The 17204-nt window shown below is 61.1% G+C and carries 11 protein-coding genes; 9 read left to right on the top strand and 2 right to left on the bottom strand.

The window, feature by feature from the left end:
* From ASE26_RS17910 to ASE26_RS17885, 6 genes are all read left to right on the top strand, one after another.
* On the top strand, positions 1–3099 hold the full coding sequence (locus ASE26_RS17910; RefSeq protein ID WP_057246661.1) for an efflux RND transporter permease subunit: 3099 nt from the start codon (positions 1–3) through the stop codon (positions 3097–3099).
* Between the two features lie 60 nt (positions 3100–3159).
* Positions 3160–3531, top strand: coding sequence for a hypothetical protein (locus tag ASE26_RS17905; protein ID WP_055924124.1), 372 nt, complete (start codon positions 3160–3162; stop codon positions 3529–3531).
* Positions 3532–3592: 61 nt separating this feature from the next.
* Positions 3593–4348, top strand: a complete 756-nt coding sequence (locus ASE26_RS17900) for a hypothetical protein (protein ID WP_057246660.1) — start codon at positions 3593–3595, stop codon at positions 4346–4348.
* 281 nt (positions 4349–4629) lie between these two features.
* The gene (locus ASE26_RS30075) at positions 4630–7689 is read left to right on the top strand and encodes a family 43 glycosylhydrolase (RefSeq protein WP_082591401.1); all 3060 of its coding nucleotides are present in this window, start codon (positions 4630–4632) and stop codon (positions 7687–7689) included.
* 144 nt (positions 7690–7833) lie between these two features.
* The gene (locus tag ASE26_RS17890) at positions 7834–8685 is read left to right on the top strand and encodes a PA14 domain-containing protein (RefSeq protein ID WP_057246659.1); all 852 of its coding nucleotides are present in this window, start codon (positions 7834–7836) and stop codon (positions 8683–8685) included.
* Positions 8686–8907: 222 nt separating this feature from the next.
* On the top strand, positions 8908–10920 hold the full coding sequence (locus ASE26_RS17885) for an alpha-L-arabinofuranosidase C-terminal domain-containing protein (RefSeq protein WP_156409963.1): 2013 nt from the start codon (positions 8908–8910) through the stop codon (positions 10918–10920).
* A 351-nt stretch (positions 10921–11271) separates the two neighbouring features.
* Here ASE26_RS17885 and guaA read toward each other — a convergent pair whose 3' ends face one another.
* Positions 11272–12873 carry a glutamine-hydrolyzing GMP synthase gene (gene guaA / locus ASE26_RS17880; RefSeq protein ID WP_055924145.1) on the bottom strand — a complete coding sequence of 534 codons (1602 nt, stop codon included), beginning with the start codon at positions 12871–12873 and terminating at the stop codon, positions 11272–11274.
* A gap of 54 nt (positions 12874–12927) precedes the next feature.
* A complete protein-coding gene (gene guaB / locus ASE26_RS17875; RefSeq protein ID WP_055924148.1) occupies positions 12928–14388 on the bottom strand; it encodes an IMP dehydrogenase in 1461 nt (486 codons plus the stop codon).
* A gap of 217 nt (positions 14389–14605) precedes the next feature.
* On the opposite strand from guaB, the gene ASE26_RS17870 reads away from it, so the two are divergent.
* The 3 genes from ASE26_RS17870 to ASE26_RS17860 are packed head-to-tail and all read left to right on the top strand — an operon-like array spanning position 14606 to position 17156.
* The gene (locus ASE26_RS17870) at positions 14606–15115 is read left to right on the top strand and encodes a gluconokinase (protein ID WP_229207023.1); all 510 of its coding nucleotides are present in this window, start codon (positions 14606–14608) and stop codon (positions 15113–15115) included.
* Between the two features lie 28 nt (positions 15116–15143).
* Positions 15144–16457, top strand: a complete 1314-nt coding sequence (locus ASE26_RS17865; RefSeq protein WP_055924151.1) for an MFS transporter — start codon at positions 15144–15146, stop codon at positions 16455–16457.
* 33 nt (positions 16458–16490) lie between these two features.
* Complete coding sequence (locus tag ASE26_RS17860) at positions 16491–17156, top strand: porin (RefSeq protein WP_229208175.1); 666 nt, start codon at positions 16491–16493, stop codon at positions 17154–17156.
* The last annotated feature ends 48 nt before the right edge of the window (positions 17157–17204 follow it).

The raw sequence follows: 17204 nt of genomic DNA, 5'->3' as shown, positions 1-17204 counted from the left end.
ATGTTTAGTTACTTAGTTCGTTTCAGCCTGGGCAACCGACTGTTCGTGCTGGCCGCTGCCGCGCTCCTGATGGTATATGGCGCGCTGACGGCAGGGCGCACTCCAGTCGACGTGTTCCCTGACCTGAACAAGCCGGTGGTCACGGTACTGTCGGAGGCTGGCGGCATGGCGCCCGAGGAAGTGGAGCAGCTGGTATCGTTCCCGATTGAAACAGCACTCAACGGCATGCCCGGCGTGAGCCGAGTGCGCTCCGTGTCCGGCGTTGGCCTCTCCATCGTATACGCTGAGTTCGATTGGGGCACCGATCCCTATCGCAATCGCCAACTGGTTTCAGAGCGAATCGCACTGGTCAAAGAACAATTGCCGGGACAGGTTACCCCGATCATGGGTCCGGTATCGTCCATCATGGGCGAGATCATGCTGATCGCGCTGCCGATCGACCAGGCGAAGACCGATCCGATGCGCGCACGGGAATATGCGGACTTCGTGCTACGTCCACGCTTGCTGTCGATTCCCGGCGTTTCGCAGGTGATCCCCATCGGGGGCGAGGTGCGGCAATTGCGGGTTGCGCCGGACACGGCGCGCATGGCGCAATTCAACGTGACGCTGGAGCAAGTCACCAGTGCCTTGCGCGGTTACGCAGCCAACACCAGCGGCGGCTTCATTGACCTGAACAGCCGCGAATACCTGATCCGCAATCTTGGACGCACCAGCAAGCTGGAGGACGCGAAAGGTTTGGCCGTTGCCTGGCGCAACGGCACACCTGTATTGCTGGAGCAAGTGGCCAGCGTACGCTATGCGCCAGCCTTCAAGCGCGGCGACGCCGGTATGAACGGCAAGCCAGCGGTCATCGTCAGCGTGCAAAAGCAGCCAGCCGGCGACACCGTGCGCCTGACACGCGATATCGAAAGCGCACTAGCCGAGCTCAAACAAGGCCTGCCGGCAGGCATCGCTGCGCCGCAGGTGCTGTTCAGGCAGGCGAACTTTATTGATGCTTCGATAGGTAACGTACAGGACGCCCTGCGCGACGGCGCGATCCTGGTCGCGGTGGTACTGTTTGCATTCCTGCTCAGCGCACGCGCCACGGCCATTTCGCTGGTTGCAATCCCCCTGTCACTGGCATTGACCGCCCTCGCCTTCCACCTGCTCGGACAATCGATCAACGTCATGACCCTCGGCGGCCTGGCCATTGCGATTGGAGAACTGGTCGACGATGCGGTGGTGGACGTGGAGAACATCCAGCGCCGCCTACGCCAGCGCCGCGAAGAGGGCGTGTCGGTCTTGGAGGTGATCTGGCAAGCCTCGGTGGAGGTGCGCTCGGCCATCGTCTACGCTACCGCAACCGTGGTACTGGTATTCGTACCGCTCTTCGCGCTGCCCGGTATTGAAGGCCGTTTATTTGCACCGCTCGGCATCGCCTACATCGCTTCGATTTTGGCCTCGCTGCTGGTATCGATGACGGTGACACCGGTCCTGGCCTACTACCTGCTGCCAGCGTCGCTGCTCAAAGTGCACCGCGACAGTCCGCTGGTCACGCGCTTGAAGGCGTTCGATGAAAGACTGCTGGCGTGGTGCTTCCCCCGCATGAAGGTCATTCTGTCGAGCGCAGCGGTGCTCGTGGTACTTGCCGCCGCCTCGGTGCCCTTCTTCCCGCGCGCCTTCCTGCCGGCATTCAACGAAGGCTCGCTGGTGATGGGCATGATGTTCACGCCGGGCACCTCGCTGGCCGAGGCCAACCGGCTGGGTTCCCTGGCCGAAACGTTAATCGGCCAGGTGCCTGAGGTCACCAAGGTGGGGCGCCGCACCGGGCGCGCGGAACTCGACGAACACGCCGAAGGCGTCCATTCCTCCGAGATCGACGTCGATCTCAAGCCGTCCAAGCGCAGCCGCGAGGAGGTCATGGCCGCAATCCGCGCCCAGCTGTCGGCGATCCCCGCATCGGTCGCCATCGGCCAGCCGATTTCGCACCGACTTGACCACCTGCTGTCCGGCGTGCGCGCGCAGATCGCATTGAAGATCTACGGCGACGACATCGATACGCTGCGTGGACTGGCTGATACGCTGCGCGGCAAATTGCAATCGGTACCGGGCCTGGTTGACCTGTCGGTTGAGCGACAGGTCCTGATCCCGCAAGTGAAGGTACACATCGACTACCGTAAGGCCGCCCAGCATGGCTTGGCGCCAGGACAAGTGCTGACGGCCATTGAAGCGCTGGCTGAAGGCACACGGGTCACCCAGGTAATCGACGGTGCGCGCCGGTATGATCTGGTGGTGCGCCTGGCGGATGCGCAACGTACGCCGCAAGACCTGGAGCGCCTGATGCTGGACAGCCCGGCGGGCCGCATTCCGCTCTCCAGTGTGGCCACCGTTGAGGAGAGCGATGGCCCCAACCAGATCGGACGCGAGAATGGCCGCCGCCGCATCGTGGTATATGCCAACACCGACGGCTCCAGCATGTCGCGCATTATCGGCGACGTTCGTAAATCGGTCGACGCTACTCCTCTGCCTGGCGGCTACTTTATCAGCATTGAGGGACAGTTCCAGGCGCAGGAGCAGGCGCAACGCCTGATCCTCGGCCTTTCGCTCGGCTCCCTGCTGATGATCTTCCTGGTCCTGTATTCCCGCTATCGTTCTGGCACGCTGGCACTCGTCATCATGGGCAATATCCCGTTCGCGCTTGTCGGTAGCGTCATCGCCATGTGGATCGCCGGCGTAGCGCTGTCGGTGGCGTCGATGGTCGGCTTCATTACGCTGGCAGGCATCGCCACGCGCAACGGGATTCTCAAAGTGAGCCACTACGTCAACCTGTGCAAGTTCGAGGGGGAAACGTTTGGCTGGCCGATGATCGTCCGCGGCTCGCTGGAACGCCTGACACCGGTACTGATGACCGCACTGGTGGCAGCCTTCGCCTTGACGCCGCTGCTGCTCTCGGCGGAAGCACCCGGCAAGGAGATCCTGCACCCTGTTGCCGTGGTGATCTTTGGCGGTTTGGTGAGTTCCACATTACTCGACTCGCTCCTGACCCCACTGATCTTTTGGAAGGTGGGCCGCAAGCCGCTGGAGCAACTTGTGGCGGGTAGCGCCAACGAAACATATTGACGCAAAATGGGCATGCGGCAGCGCCCAAGCAAGCTGCCGCAATTCTCTAAGGAGTCTGCAATGAAAAAACTAATGGCACTCATGGCCTTCACGCTCGCCATGGCAGGTGGCCAGGCAATGGCTCACGAAAGCCCGGCAAAACATGGCGGCATTGTCAAATCCGCCGGCGACATGTCATTTGAGCTGGTCAACAAGGATGGCCAGACCACGATCTACGTCGACGATCACGGCAAAGAAGTCGCAATGGCTGGCGGCTCCGGCACCTTGACCGTCCTGAAAGGCACCGAGAAATCGGAAGCGCCGCTCACCGCAGGCAGCGGCAACACCCTGGTTGCCAAGACTGGCGACAAAGTCACCGCCGGCACCAAAGTGGTGGCCGCCATCGTGTTCCCCGACAAGAGCACCATGAGCGTGCGCTTCTCGATCAAGTAACAATCCCCACCGGCGGCGGCCCACACCGGCTCCGCCGGCATCTTAGGGTATTGCTGCCCCGATGGCAGCTTTCACCTTCCCACTGGAACATGCAGCCCTGGCAGCGGGCCAGGCTGCATCACTTGCAGCTGCTGGACTCCTGATCGCTGCCATCATGCTGGCGTCGCGGCGCGTTGCCCACCACGCCGAAGTCCTTGCCGAAAAGGTTGGCGAACCCTATGGCAGCATGACTCTCACGCTCGCGGCAGTATTGGTGGAAGTCGTTATCCTTGGCATAGCCGCTGTATTGGGCGGCTTGCGCCATGGCGAGCAGCCCTACAACGTCGACTCAGGCAACACATACGTCGTGATGATCCTGACGGCTATCGGCATTTCGATGATCGTCCCAGCCTTCTTGTCCCCAGCAGCCGGTAGTTATTTCTTCAGTTACAGCTACGCCGAAACCGGTGTGGCCGGGCACGGCCATCCGGGAAGCGCACACGCTTCGATCGTGCTTCTGGTCGTTGCTGTCATCAGCATCGGCCTATTGGCCGAAGTCATGGCCAAGACACTGGATGCGGGCTTAGCCGAAAGCGGCGTCCCGCCGAACATCGCCGCTGTCGTGGTGGCATTCATATCGGCAAGCCCTGAAATCCTCACCGCCGTGCGCGCGGCGATTGCCAATCGCATGCAACCAGTGGTGAATATCGCACTGGGTGCTTCGCTGTCGACCGTGATTCTGACCGTGCCAATCATGCGTGGTCTCGCCCTTTTTGAGGGAAAGAACATCATCATGGCGTTATCCTGGCTAACGGACTCGGGCCCCGCCATATCCTAAGAACAACGGCTTTGCCATCACTCGCGCCGGCCGTCGATAAGGGCGTATTTAGGGCTGGATTGGCCGATTTCATGTTCTAAGTTGGTGATTTTCTCAATTGCTGCGATCGATTCCGGCCCGCACAATGGGTTCGAATCGCAGCACGGTGCGCGAAAAATGAAACCACCCGAGGCAAATCATGATGATCCAATCTGGTCGCTCGCTATCGGCCTTGGGCCATGCCGCAAGCTCGTTCACCTAAATCGCCTATCCGCTTTTCGCCCCCCGATTTTCCGACCTTCATGAAAAAAACAAGCTGCTCCGCTGTAGTTCTCTTGTCCGTGTTGGCTTCGCTGCCCCCGGCCTCATTTGCGGTCAACCCGGTTATTCAAACCATGTATACCGCGGATCCGGCGCCCATGGTCCACGAGGGCACGCTCTACCTGTTTTCCAGCCACGACGAAGACGTCGGGGAAAAAAACAGCTTCAACCTGAAGAATTGGGTGCTCGCTACGACGACGGACATGGTGAACTGGACGCAGCATGGCGTGGTCGCCTCACTTCACGACTTCCCCTGGGCCGCCAAAGAGATCTCCGGCTGGGACGGTTTTGATAATGGCGCCTGGGCGCCCCAGGTGATTGAGCGGGATGGAAAATGGTATCTGTATGCTCCGGTGCAAGGCCGGGGCATCGGGGTGCTGGTGGCCGATAGTCCATTGGGGCCCTACACCGATCCCATCAAAAAGCCGCTGATCGCCGGCCACGCTGGTGGCCTGTACGACAGCATCGATCCGACCGTCTACATTGACGACAAGGGTCAGGCCTTTCTGGCCTGGGGCAATCCCAATCTCTGGTCGGTAAAGCTGAACAAGGACATGATTTCCTACGACACCAGCGTCGGGGAGAATGGCATCATGCGCCATCCGATGACCGTCGCGGCCTTGGGCAAGCGCACCCCGCCGGACACGGTAGGTTTTACGATACCAAAGCCTGCTCTGCGCGGGACATCCTACGAAGAGGGACCCTGGCTCTACAAGCGCAAGAATCTGTACTACCTGTTTTTTGCCGGTGGCCCCCTCCCTGAACATCTCGCTTACTCCACCGGTCCCACAGCCGAAGGCCCGTGGACCTACGGCGGCGTCGTCATGCCCCCGCAAAGTGCCTTCACCAACCACGTCGGCGTAGTCGATTTCAAGGGCAAGACCTACCTCTTCTACCACAACGCCGCGCTGAAGGGAGGCGACGGCTTCAAACGTTCCGTGTCGGTCGAAGAGTTGAAGTTCAACCCGGATGGTTCGGTCCCGACGGTGCAGCCGACCAAGGAAGGACCAGCACCGGTCGCAACCCTCGATCCCTACAAGCGCGTAGAAGCCGAGACCATCGCCTGGTCTTCCGGTGTCAAAATTGAGCCTAACAGCGCCGGCGGACAGAATGTGAAAGACATCCACGACGGGGACAGCATCCGGGTGCGCAATGTCGATTTCGGCGCAGCCGGTGCGCGCGCCTTCATGGCCAGCATCTCAAGCACTGCCAAGGCGACGGCGCCCACTGGGGCGAAGGTCGAGATTCGTTTGGACAAGCTCGGCGGCCAGTTGATCGGCACGCTGCCAGTCTCCGGAACGGCCGGACAATGGAAGCCGCAGTCCGTGCTGGTCTCCGGTGCCTCCGGCATCCATGATCTCGTCTTCGTGTTCCGCGGTGCGGCCGCCAAAGAGCTGTTCAAGTTCGATTACTGGCAATTTGCCGAACTCGCCTCCGCCACATCCCAGCCCCTCGCGGCGGCACCGGCGCATCCTGCCCATAATCCCCTGATCTGGGCCGATGTCCCGGACATCGCAGTCATCCGTGTCGGAAAAACCTACTACATGAGCAGCACGACGATGCACATGAGCCCGGGCCTGCCGATCATGAAGTCGACGGACTTGGTCAACTGGAGCATGGCCTCCTACGCCTATGACACCCTTGCTGACAATGAAGCCTTGCGTCTCGAAAACGGCAAAAACGCGTACGGCGCAGGCTCCTGGGCCAGTAGCCTGCGATTCCACGACGGCGTGTTCTATGCCACGACTTTCTCCGCCAACACGGAACGCACCCACATCTACAGCACGCGCGATCCGGACCACGGGCCGTGGAAAGAGACGAGTTTCGCGCCTTCGCTGGGTGACCACAGCCTGTTTTTCGACGACGACGGTCGCGTCTACATGGTTTGCGGAAGCGGTCGGATTTCGCTCGTCGAACTGAAACCCGATCTCTCCGGAATCAAGCCCGGTGGCGTAGACAAGGTCATTATCGAAAACGTCAATGAACTCTTCGGCACCGACCAGGGCGGGCTCAGAGGCGAGGGCTCGCAGCTTTTCAAGATCAACGGCCGCTACTATCTGTTCAACATCGCCTCGCCCAAGACCCGCTGGGCGCGTACTGTCACCATCCACCGCGCCGACAGCATCGACGGTCCCTACGAGGGTCGCATTGCGCTTGATGACCGCGGTATCGCCCAGGGCGGTCTCGTCGACACCCCGGAAGGCAAATGGTATGCCTACCTGTTCAAGGACAACAGCGCCGTCGGCCGCATCCCCTACCTCGTGCCTGTGACATGGAAGGAAGGCTGGCCCGTGCTCGGCAAGGATGGCGAGGTGCCCATGACGCTCGACATCGCAGCCGGCGGACAGGGCGCCTCCGGCGCCTCCGGCATTGTTGCCAACGACGAATTCGACCGCCTGCCCGATGCTCCTCCCCTACCCCTGGCCTGGCAATGGAATCACAATCCCGAGCCGCGCAACTGGTCGCTCACCAAGCGCCCGGGCTACATGAGCTTTGTCACCAGCCGGATCGACTCCGGCCTGTCCGAGGCCAGGAATACCCTCACGCAACGCACCTTTGGCCCTAACAGTTTCGCCACCACCAGCATCGACGTGAGCGGCATGAAAGACGGCGACTGGGCCGGACTGTCCGCTTTTCAGAAACAGTACGGTTTTGTTGGCGTCAAAATGAGCGGCGGAGCCAAATCTCTCGTCATGGTAAGCGCCGACGCCGGCCCGCTCGAGGAATTCGCCTCCATTCCCCTCTCCGGCAATACCGTTCACCTCAGGGTCGAATGCGAATTTGAATCTGCGCCCGATGACGCCCGCTTCGGCATCGACGGGCATAGCGTCAAGATCTACGGCAAACCAGGGAAGCCCGAAGTCGCCCGCTTCTCCTACAGCCTTGACGGCAAATCCTGGACCGCCATCGGCCGGCCCTCGCGCCTTACCTACACCTTCCCGCACTTCATGGGTTACCGCTACGCCCTCTTCTACTATTCGACGAAAAGCGCCGGCGGCCGTGTGGACTTTGATTACTACCGGACCGGGCGATCACGATGAAACCGTGCCGGTCCGCAAAGGCCAAAGATTTAGTTCAATTGAAATGTTATTGGGAATCGTATGAGTACATCACCGGAATCCAGTTCGACCCCGCCCGAAACTGAAGGGCAGCCTACCTTTCGGCGCGGGAACCGGCGCCTTGCGATGGTTGTCGTGTTGCTCATCCACCTTGCCTTGCTGGCTGCCATGATGATGTCGCGCGCGCACAAACCTGAGCCACCACAGCGTGCCGTTGACGTGGTCATGCTCCAGGAAATAATTCCGGAAGAAAAGATCGCCGAAACTCCGCCGGATATTGCCCCTCCCACCGTCGCGCCGCCTCCACTCGTGATGCCCACGCTGCCAGTGCTCGACATCGTACCCGACGCTATCCGGTCCCCGGCGCCGGCGCCAGTCCCTGCCCTGGCCGTGGCTCCGCCTCCGCCGGCTCCTGCGCCGGCGAAGGAAGTCGTGACCAGCGCGCCACCCAAGATATTTGAAGAATGCGCAGAAGGGTCAGATCGGCGCATGATTGCCGACGTCTATCGCCTTAGTGTCGGCAACCAATCGGTCTCCGAAATACGCCGGCGCAAGCCGATCAAGCGGGTTTGCATGGCCCAGCTCGACATCACCCCGCGCTCTTTCAAGGAAGGCTTTCCCGGCCTGGGCTCGACGAACGAATGGTTCGGTCTGGATATTCGCTTTACCGTCACTATTCAGGAAACCGCCACATATCAACTGATGCTGTTGGCAGACGATGGCGCCGTGCTCAGTGTTGACGATGAAAACGTGATCGACAACGATGGCATCCACGTGCCAACACCGGTGGCGACGACGTTGAAGTTGGAACAGGGCTTGCACAACTTCCGCGTGCGCTACTTCCAGGGACCTGGGCCGGATCTCGCATTGATGCTGGCTTGGAAAAAGCCGGGCGCGACCGATTTCGGCTACATCCCGCGCAGCCTGATAGGTCGGCCGCCGGCCGGCTCCCTGTCGCCGATCCTGGCGAAGGAATGATGAAAAATGATTCTGCGCATTGATGATTTTGAGAATTGCGACGCACATGAGGAGTGCGCAGAATCGTGGACAAAGGTTGGAGACCATTCGATAGGGCCAGGCGCAATCTTGTCGCGCGCCAGGCCTTCTGTTTTTTCACCGCCTTCGCGGTATAAATGTTGCGAACATCACATAAGGCCCTACCCACCAATGAACCCGAACAGCTTATCGCGCAGTGCCGCTATGCCGGTCGCGCGACGCCGCTTCCGCGCCCCTCGCCTGCTGTCGCTGGCGGCACTGATCGCGCCGCTGGCGATGGCGCAGACCGCCATCAAGATCGACCTCGCCAAACCTGGCATTCCCCTCAGTCCGACCTTGTACGGCCTGATGACGGAAGAAATCAATTACTCCTACGATGGCGGCTTGTACGCTGAACTGGTGCGCAACCGCGTCTTCAAGGACGACGACAAGGCGCCGGTGCACTGGTCGGTGGTGCAAGACGCCGGCGGCAGCGCCGCGATCGCGCTCGACCAGCGCTTTCCCGTCGCCGACACAGCTTTGACCACCAGCCTGCGGCTGGACGCCATGCATGCCGCGCAGGGCCACCGGGTCGGCATCGCCAACGCCGGCTACTGGGGCATTCCCGTCAAGCCAAACACCCGTTACCGCGCCAGCTTCTACGCCAGAACCACCAACGCCGGCGGCGTGCCGCTGACGGTCAGCATTGAAGGCGCAGACGGCAAGACCGTATACGCGCAGGCCGAGGGTGGCCGCATCAACAGTGAATGGAAGCGCTATAGCGTCAACCTGAACACCGGCGCCAAGGTCAAGCCGACCACCAACGCGCGCCTGGTGATTGCCACCGAAAGTCCGGGCACCGTCTGGTTCAACCAGGTGTCGCTTTTCCCGCCGACCTATCGGGACCGGCCGAACGGCAACCGGGTCGACCTGATGCAAAAGCTGGTCGACATGAAGCCGGCCTTCCTACGTTTCCCGGGCGGGAACTTTCTCGAAGGCGAGACCGTAGCGACCCGCTTCAAGTGGAAGGAAACGCTCGGCCCGATCGAGCAGCGTCCCGGCCATCGCGGCACTTGGGGCTACCGCTCGTCCGACGGCATGGGCCTGCTCGAATTTCTCGAGTGGTGCGAGGACATGGGGGCAGAGCCGGTGCTGGCGGTATTCGCCGGCTATGCGCTCCACGGCGAAACCATTCCGGGCGGCCCGGACTTACAGCCCTTCGTCCAGGAAGCGCTCGACGAGATCGAATATGTGACCGGCGACCTGAGCACGAAATGGGGCGCGCAACGCGCCAGGGATGGCCATCCGGCGCCGTTCAAGCTGCGCTACGTCGAGATCGGCAACGAGGACGGCTTCGACAAGCAGAAGACCTACGACGGCCGCTACACCCAGTTCCACGACGCCATCAGGGCGAAGTACCCGCAGCTCAAGCTGATCTCCACCGTCAACGGCAAGGATTGGCTGAGCCAGCAACAGAAGCTGACCAGCCGGGTGCCCGACCTGGTCGACGAGCACTACTACTACAGCCCGATGGAGATGATGAACGACGCCGCGCGCTACGACAGCTACGAGCGCAAAGGGCCGAAAGTCTTCATTGGCGAGTGGGCCGCGCGCGAAGGTGAACCGACCACCAACCTGCACTCCGCGCTGGCCGACGCCGCTTTCATGGCCGGCATGGAACGCAATGCCGACGTGGTCGAGATGTCCTGCTACGCGCCGCTGCTGGTGAACGCGAACCCGGGTGGCATGCAGTGGACGAGCAACTTGATCGGCTACGATGTGCAGTCCAGCTACGGCTCGCCGTCGTACCACATGCAGAAGATGTTCAGCAACTACCTGGGCAATGTTTCGCTGCCACTGCATGCCGAGAAAGTGAGCACGCAAAGCTGGCAGCGGCCGCCCAACAAGGAAACGCCGCTGGAGCTGCCGCCTGTCATGCAGGTGCCGACGATGTTCTTCTCGGCGACCAAGTCCGATCAGCGCCGCGAGATTTACCTGAAGGTGGTCAACGCGATCGGCAGTGCGCAAACCGTGCAGGTCGACCTGACCGGCGCCGGCAAGGTGGCTGCGCAAGGTAAGGCGATCGTGCTCGCCTCAGCGAAAAAGGAAGATACCAACACCATCGCCGAGCCGACCAAGGTGGTGCCGGTGACCAGCGAAGTGAAGGGGCTTGGTAAGCAGTTCAGCTACAACTTCGCACCTTATTCGGTGACCGTGCTGGTCCTGTCGACCAACTAGCCCGCTTCTTCTGACTCTGCCATGACCCTCATTGTAGGGCATGGCTGAGCACGCTGTTCCAGTACATGGCCGGTGCACAACCCAGTTCGCGCTTGAATACGTGCTACAAACGGAGCCCCTTTCCTCAGCGCGTTCTGATGCCATCAATCCGACTTTTTCGCGATGATGGTATTTCGGCGCCTGTTGAGACCCTTTTTGGCGGAAACCATCGGAAGCACCAACATTGGGAGCCGCTTGACGCTGCCAATCCTTGCCAGATTTCGCCACCAGAAAACCAAAAAGCCCCTGAAAAAATCAGGGGCTTGGCTCAGGTTTTTAACCGGGTGCTGCCAGTGGCAGCCAGACGGGAAGTTATTCCCATTCAATGGTCGCTGGTGGTTTGCCGCTGATGTCGTACACCACGCGGTTTAAGCCACGCACTTCATTGATGATGCGGTTGGAGACCTTGCCCAGCAGCGTGTGCGGCAGGTGCGCCCAGTGTGCGGTCATGAAGTCCTGGGTCTGCACGGCGCGCAGGGCTACGACGTAATCGTAGGTGCGGCCATCGCCCATCACGCCCACCGATTTCACCGGCAGGAACACAGCGAATGCCTGCGAGGTCGCGTCGTACCAGTTCTGCGGTGCGTCCTCGCCTGCCATCACGGCGCCTTCGTACGGGGTGTTGCGCAGTTCTTCGATGAAGATGGCGTCGGCGCGGCGCAGCAGGTCGGCGTATTCCTTCTTCACTTCGCCCAGGATGCGCACGCCCAGGCCTGGGCCTGGGAATGGATGGCGGTACACCATCTCGTGCGGCAGGCCCAGGGCCACGCCCAGCTTGCGCACTTCGTCCTTGAACAGTTCGCGCAGCGGCTCGAGCAGCTGCAGCTTCATGGTCTCCGGCAGGCCGCCCACGTTGTGGTGCGACTTGATGGTCTGGCCTTTCTTGCCCTTGCCCGCCGATTCGATCACGTCAGGGTAAATGGTACCTTGTGCCAGCCACTTGGCGTTGACCAGCTTGGCCGATTCAACCTGGAACACTTCGACGAATTCGCGGCCGATGATCTTGCGCTTCTGCTCAGGATCGGTGACGCCGGCCAGGTGGCCCATGAACTGATCGGTCGCATCGACCTGGATCACTTTCACACCCAGGTTCTTGGCGAACATGTCCATCACCATCTTGCCTTCGTTCAGGCGCAGCAGGCCGTGGTCGACGAAGACGCAGGTCAGTTGGTCGCCGATGGCGCGGTGGATCAGGGCCGCTGCCACGGAGGAATCGACGCCACCGGACAAGCCGAGGATCACTTCATCGGTGCCGACCTGGGCGCGGATCTTCTCCACTGCTTCGGAGATGTAGTCCGGCATATTCCAGTCTGCCTTGCAGCCGCAGATCTCGTGCACGAAGCGGCCCAGCATGGCCTTGCCCTGCACGGTGTGGGTCACTTCCGGGTGCCATTGCACGGCATAGAACTTGCGGTCTTCGTCGGCCATGCCGGCGATCGGGCAGGAGTCGGTGGATGCCATCAGCTTGAAGCCAGGAGGCATGTCCAGCACCTTGTCGCCGTGGCTCATCCAGACCTTCAGCATGCCGTGGCCTTCGTCGGTAACGAAGTCGTTGATGCCGTTCAGCAGTGCGGTGTGGTTGCGGGCGCGCACTTCAGCGTAGCCGAACTCGCGCACCAGGCCGTTTTCCACTTTGCCGCCCAGTTGCGCAGCCATGGTCTGCATGCCGTAGCAGATGCCCAGAACCGGCACGCCGATTTCAAACACGGCTTGCGGTGCGCGCGGGGAATCGCCTTCCAGCGTGGAATTGTGGGAGCCGGACAGGATGACGCCCGATGCGCCGTAGCTGCGAATGAACTCTTCGCTAACGTCGTATGGGTACACCTCGGAGAACACACCCGCGTCGCGCACGCGGCGTGCGATCAGCTGGGTAACCTGGGAACCGAAATCAAGGATGAGGATTTTTGAGTGCATAGCGGGGGCAAAAAAAAATTGCGGCGACCAGTGGTCGCCGCTTTGCGGAGGTACTTATTCGGAGCGGTAGTTCGGCGCTTCTTTGGTGATCTGGACGTCGTGCACGTGCGATTCACGCATGCCGGCAGACGTGATCTCGACGAATTCTGCTTTCTCTTTCAGTTCGTCGATAGTGGCGCAGCCGCAATAGCCCATGGATTGGCGCACGCCGCCCACCAGCTGGAACAGGATCGCCAGAACGGAGCCCTTGTAGGCCACGCGGCCTTCAATGCCTTCCGGGACGAACTTGTCCTGCTTGGCGCTGGCGTCCTGGAAGTAGCGGTCAGCCGAACCATCGGCCATCGCGCCCAGCGAGCCCATGCCGCGATAAGACTTGTACGAACGGCCCTGGTACAGGATCACTTCGCCCGGTGCTTCTTCAGTACCTGCGAACATGGAGCCCATCATCACGGTGGATGCGCCGGCTGCCAGTGCTTTCGAAATGTCGCCCGAGAAGCGAATGCCGCCGTCGGCGATACATGGAACGCCGGTGCCCGCCAGCGCTTCAGCCACATTGGAGATCGCAGTGATCTGCGGTACACCTACGCCGGCAACGATACGGGTGGTGCAGATGGAGCCTGGGCCGATGCCGACCTTGACTGCGTCCGCGCCGTATTCAACCAGCGCTTTCGCAGCGGCCGCGGTGGCGATATTGCCGCCGATGACGTCAACGTGCGGGTACTTGGTCTTGATGTACTTTACGCGGTCCAGGATGCCCTGGGAGTGGCCGTGGGCGGTATCGACCACCAGCACGTCCACGCCTGCCGCTACCAGCAGGTCGATACGCTCTTCGTCTTTTGCGCCAACGCCGACTGCCGCGCCAACCAGCAGCTTGCCGTGCTGGTCTTTCGATGCGTTCGGGTGCTCGGTGGATTTCTGAATGTCCTTGACGGTGATCAGGCCGCGCAGTTCAAACGCTTCGTTCACCACCAGCACGCGCTCCAGGCGGTGCTTGTTCATCAGGCGCTTGGCTTCTTCGGTGTTGGCGTCTTCGTTGACGGTGACCAGCTTTTCGCGCGGGGTCATCTTGGCGCGCACTTCCGCATCCAGTTCTTTTTCAAAGCGCAGGTCGCGGTTGGTGATGATGCCGACCACTTCCTTGCCCTGCACAACCGGGAAGCCGGAAATACCATATTGCTCGGTCAGCTTGATCACGTCGCGGATCTTCATGTCCGGCGGAATGGTGATAGGATCGCGCAGCACGCCGGCCTCGAAACGCTTTACCTTCGACACTTCACGCGCCTGGTCTTTCGGCGTCAGGTTCTTGTGAATGATGCCGATGCCGCCTTCCTGTGCCATTGCGATTGCCAAACGGCTTTCGGTAACGGTATCCATTGCTGCGGACAGCAGGGGAATATTGAGGGAGATGTTACGGGTCAGGCGAGTCTTGAGGGACGTATCCGCAGGCAGAATGTTGGAATACGCGGGGACGAGGAGCACGTCATCGAAAGTGAGTGCTTTTTGGAGCAGACGCATAGTATTTCCTATAGGCGCAAAAGCAGATTATACAGGAAACATCCGCTTTCGTCTCGGCAATCCTCAAATACCGCCCCAGTCGCCGCGCCGTGAGCGCGATGCTAGCGCTATCATTGATGCGACACTTGCTGCGCCGCACAATCCAAACTTCTTTACAAATTCTTGCGCTAGTCTAAACTTGTCATCGCTGTTAGCGCTATCAGTCATTAGGAGAAATATGGAAAACAATACGAATTTGCGCTGGGTCGTCATGGGCGTCAGCGGGGCCGGCAAGAGCGAGATTGGCGCCCGGCTGGCCACCGCGCTTGGCGTCCCTTTCCTCGAAGGCGACAGCTTTCACCCACCGGAGAACGTAGCCAAGATGTCGGCCGGCATCCCGCTGGATGACGATGACCGCGCCGGATGGCTGGAGAAGCTGCGCAGCAAAATCAGCGCTGCGCGCGAACGCGACGAAGGCTTGGTGCTGTCCTGCTCTTCGCTCAAGCGCCGCTACCGCGACCTGCTGCGCGATGGCGATCCGGACCTGCGCTTCGCCCACCTGCACGGCAAGCGCGAGATCCTGGAACAGCGCATGCGCACCCGCCCTGGCCATTACATGCCGGCCTCGCTCCTGGATAGCCAATTGCGCGACCTGGAGCCACTGCAAGCCGATGAAAACGGCGTGCGCCTTGACCTGACCCAGTCGCCGCAGCAACTGGTCAACATGATCCTGCAAACCCTGCAATAGCAAGCCTAAAATCAAGATTGGAGACCGCATGAAATCAGCCATCACCACCAAGGTCGCTAAACGCCGCTGGGGCATCGGCGCCCTGCTCGGCATCGGCGTCCTGATCAACTACATCGACCGCATCGGCCTCTCGGTCGCCGCGCCCCAGATCCAGGAAGCCTTCAACCTGACTCCGGTCGACATGGGCCTTTTGTTCAGCGCCTTTGCCTGGTCTTACTCGCTGCTGCAAATCCCGGTCGGCATGGTGCTGGACCGCTTCGGCCCGACCCGCGTCGGCCGCTGGGGCGCCTTCCTGTGGGGGCTGGCTTCGGTCATTACAGCATTCTCCAGCGGCTTCGCTGGCATCTTTGCGGCCCGCGTCCTGCTCGGCATCGCCGAAGCGCCGGCCTTCCCGGTCAGCTCCAAAGCCACCGGCTACTGGTTCCCGCGCAATGAACGCGGCACCGCCACCGCCATCTTCGATGCTGCCGCCAAATTCTCCAATGTGATCGGCGTGCCGCTGGTCGCTGTCACCGTGGTGGCCTTTGGCTGGCGTTGGGGCTTTGGCCTGACTGCGGTGCTGAGCTTCAGCTACTTCTTCGCCTTCCTGCTGTGCTATCGCGATCCAAGCGCCGACACTAAATTGAGCAAGGCCGAACTCGAATACATTCAACGCGGCGGTGCCGCACCGGAAGGCCCGGCTGAAGGCGGTGCAGTCAATATGCTGGGCTACCTGCTCACCAGGCGCAAGGTGTGGGGCCTGACCATCGGCTTCGCTGCCTATGGCTATACCTTCTACCTGTTCCTGACCTGGCTGCCGGGTTACCTGGTACAGACCATGCACATGAGTATCATCAAGTCCGCCGGCTTGGCCGCCATTCCATGGGCCGTGGCCACCGTGACCGACCTCTTCGTCGGCGGCTGGCTGATCGACCATCTGATCGCCAAAGGCAAGAACGAATCGACGGTGCGCAAGAGCGTACTGGTGATCGGCATGCTGTTCGGCCTTGCCGTCTTCGGTGCAACGCAAACCACCGATCCCGCATGGGCTATCTTCTGGATCTCGATTGCGCTGGGAGGCCTGGCCTCCGCTGCACCAGTAGGCTGGTCGCTGCCATCGCTGATCGCACCGAAAGGCGGCGCAGGCACGGTCGGCGGCATCATGAACTTCGCCAATAACCTGATGGGTGCTGCAGCACCTATCGTTACCGGCATGATCGTCGGCGCCACCAACTCCTTCGCCAATGCCTTCATGGTCGCGGGAGTGATCCTGCTGGTTGGCATTGTGTCCTTTGTCTTCGTGCTTGGAAAAATCGAACCGCTGCCGGATCCTTCCCCGCGCGGCAGCACCGTCCCTGCCTGAGCGCGCACCGCCCTATTTAACTCCGGAGACAAAATGAACAAACGCATTCATGCGGTGGCGGCGCTCGCCCTAACCGCCTGCAGCAGCGCCGCGCTGGCGCAAAGCACTGTCGCCTTTTACGGCGTGATGGACCTGGGCATTTCGCAGGATCGTGGCGGCGTGGCCGGCACGTCGACCCGTGTGACCAGCGGCATGGCAACCCAAAGCCGCTGGGGCTTCAAAGGCAGCGAGGACCTGGGTGGCGGCACGTCGGCCTTCTTCGTGATCGAAGGCGGCATCCACGGCGACGCGGGCGATTCAACCCAGAACAACACCCTGTTTGGGCGCACCAGCATTGTCGGACTGCGCAGCGCCAGGCTTGGCTCGGTGTCCGCCGGCCTGCAGGATACGCCGCTGTTCACCACCCTGAATACCGTGGTCGACCCGCTGCGCAACGGCATCGCGCGCTCCAATAACCTGATGCCTTCGACCGGCTTCCGCGCCAGCAACTCGGTGCTCTTCCGCACGGTCGACGTGAATGGCTTCAGCGCCGACTTCATGGCGGCAGCGGGAGAAGTAGCGGGCGACAGCAGCGCCAACCGCTCGCTGGGCGGCTCGGTGGGATATGCCAAAGGGCCGTTGAACGTCAGGCTCGCCTACCATCACCCCCCTGTGTCAGACTACTTGTCGGGTAATTCAATCGGTTTGATTGGAACCTGACCAAGGGTCTGGCGCACCGCGAAATGCAGTTGCCGCCTCGGAATCGAC

It is taken from the genome of Duganella sp. Root198D2, assembly GCF_001428585.1.
In the GTDB taxonomy this organism is placed as follows: domain Bacteria; phylum Pseudomonadota; class Gammaproteobacteria; order Burkholderiales; family Burkholderiaceae_D; genus Rugamonas.
The sequence above is the reverse complement of the archived record's forward strand: the minus strand, read 5'-3'. Positions and strand labels throughout refer to the sequence as shown.

Bases quoted from the DNA above. Each gene is read 5' to 3' on its own strand.
- ASE26_RS17910 (WP_057246661.1), top strand. From the start codon at position 1: ATGTTTAGTTACTTAGTTCGTTTCAGCCTGGGCAACCGACTGTTCGTG.
- ASE26_RS17905 (WP_055924124.1), top strand. From the start codon at position 3,160: ATGAAAAAACTAATGGCACTCATGGCCTTCACGCTCGCCATGGCAGGT.
- ASE26_RS17900 (WP_057246660.1), top strand. From the start codon at position 3,593: ATGGCAGCTTTCACCTTCCCACTGGAACATGCAGCCCTGGCAGCGGGC.
- ASE26_RS30075 (WP_082591401.1), top strand. From the start codon at position 4,630: ATGAAAAAAACAAGCTGCTCCGCTGTAGTTCTCTTGTCCGTGTTGGCT.
- ASE26_RS17890 (WP_057246659.1), top strand. From the start codon at position 7,834: ATGGTTGTCGTGTTGCTCATCCACCTTGCCTTGCTGGCTGCCATGATG.
- ASE26_RS17885 (WP_156409963.1), top strand. From the start codon at position 8,908: ATGCCGGTCGCGCGACGCCGCTTCCGCGCCCCTCGCCTGCTGTCGCTG.
- guaA (WP_055924145.1), bottom strand. From the start codon at position 12,873: ATGCACTCAAAAATCCTCATCCTTGATTTCGGTTCCCAGGTTACCCAG.
- guaB (WP_055924148.1), bottom strand. From the start codon at position 14,388: ATGCGTCTGCTCCAAAAAGCACTCACTTTCGATGACGTGCTCCTCGTC.
- ASE26_RS17870 (WP_229207023.1), top strand. From the start codon at position 14,606: ATGGAAAACAATACGAATTTGCGCTGGGTCGTCATGGGCGTCAGCGGG.
- ASE26_RS17865 (WP_055924151.1), top strand. From the start codon at position 15,144: ATGAAATCAGCCATCACCACCAAGGTCGCTAAACGCCGCTGGGGCATC.
- ASE26_RS17860 (WP_229208175.1), top strand. From the start codon at position 16,491: ATGAACAAACGCATTCATGCGGTGGCGGCGCTCGCCCTAACCGCCTGC.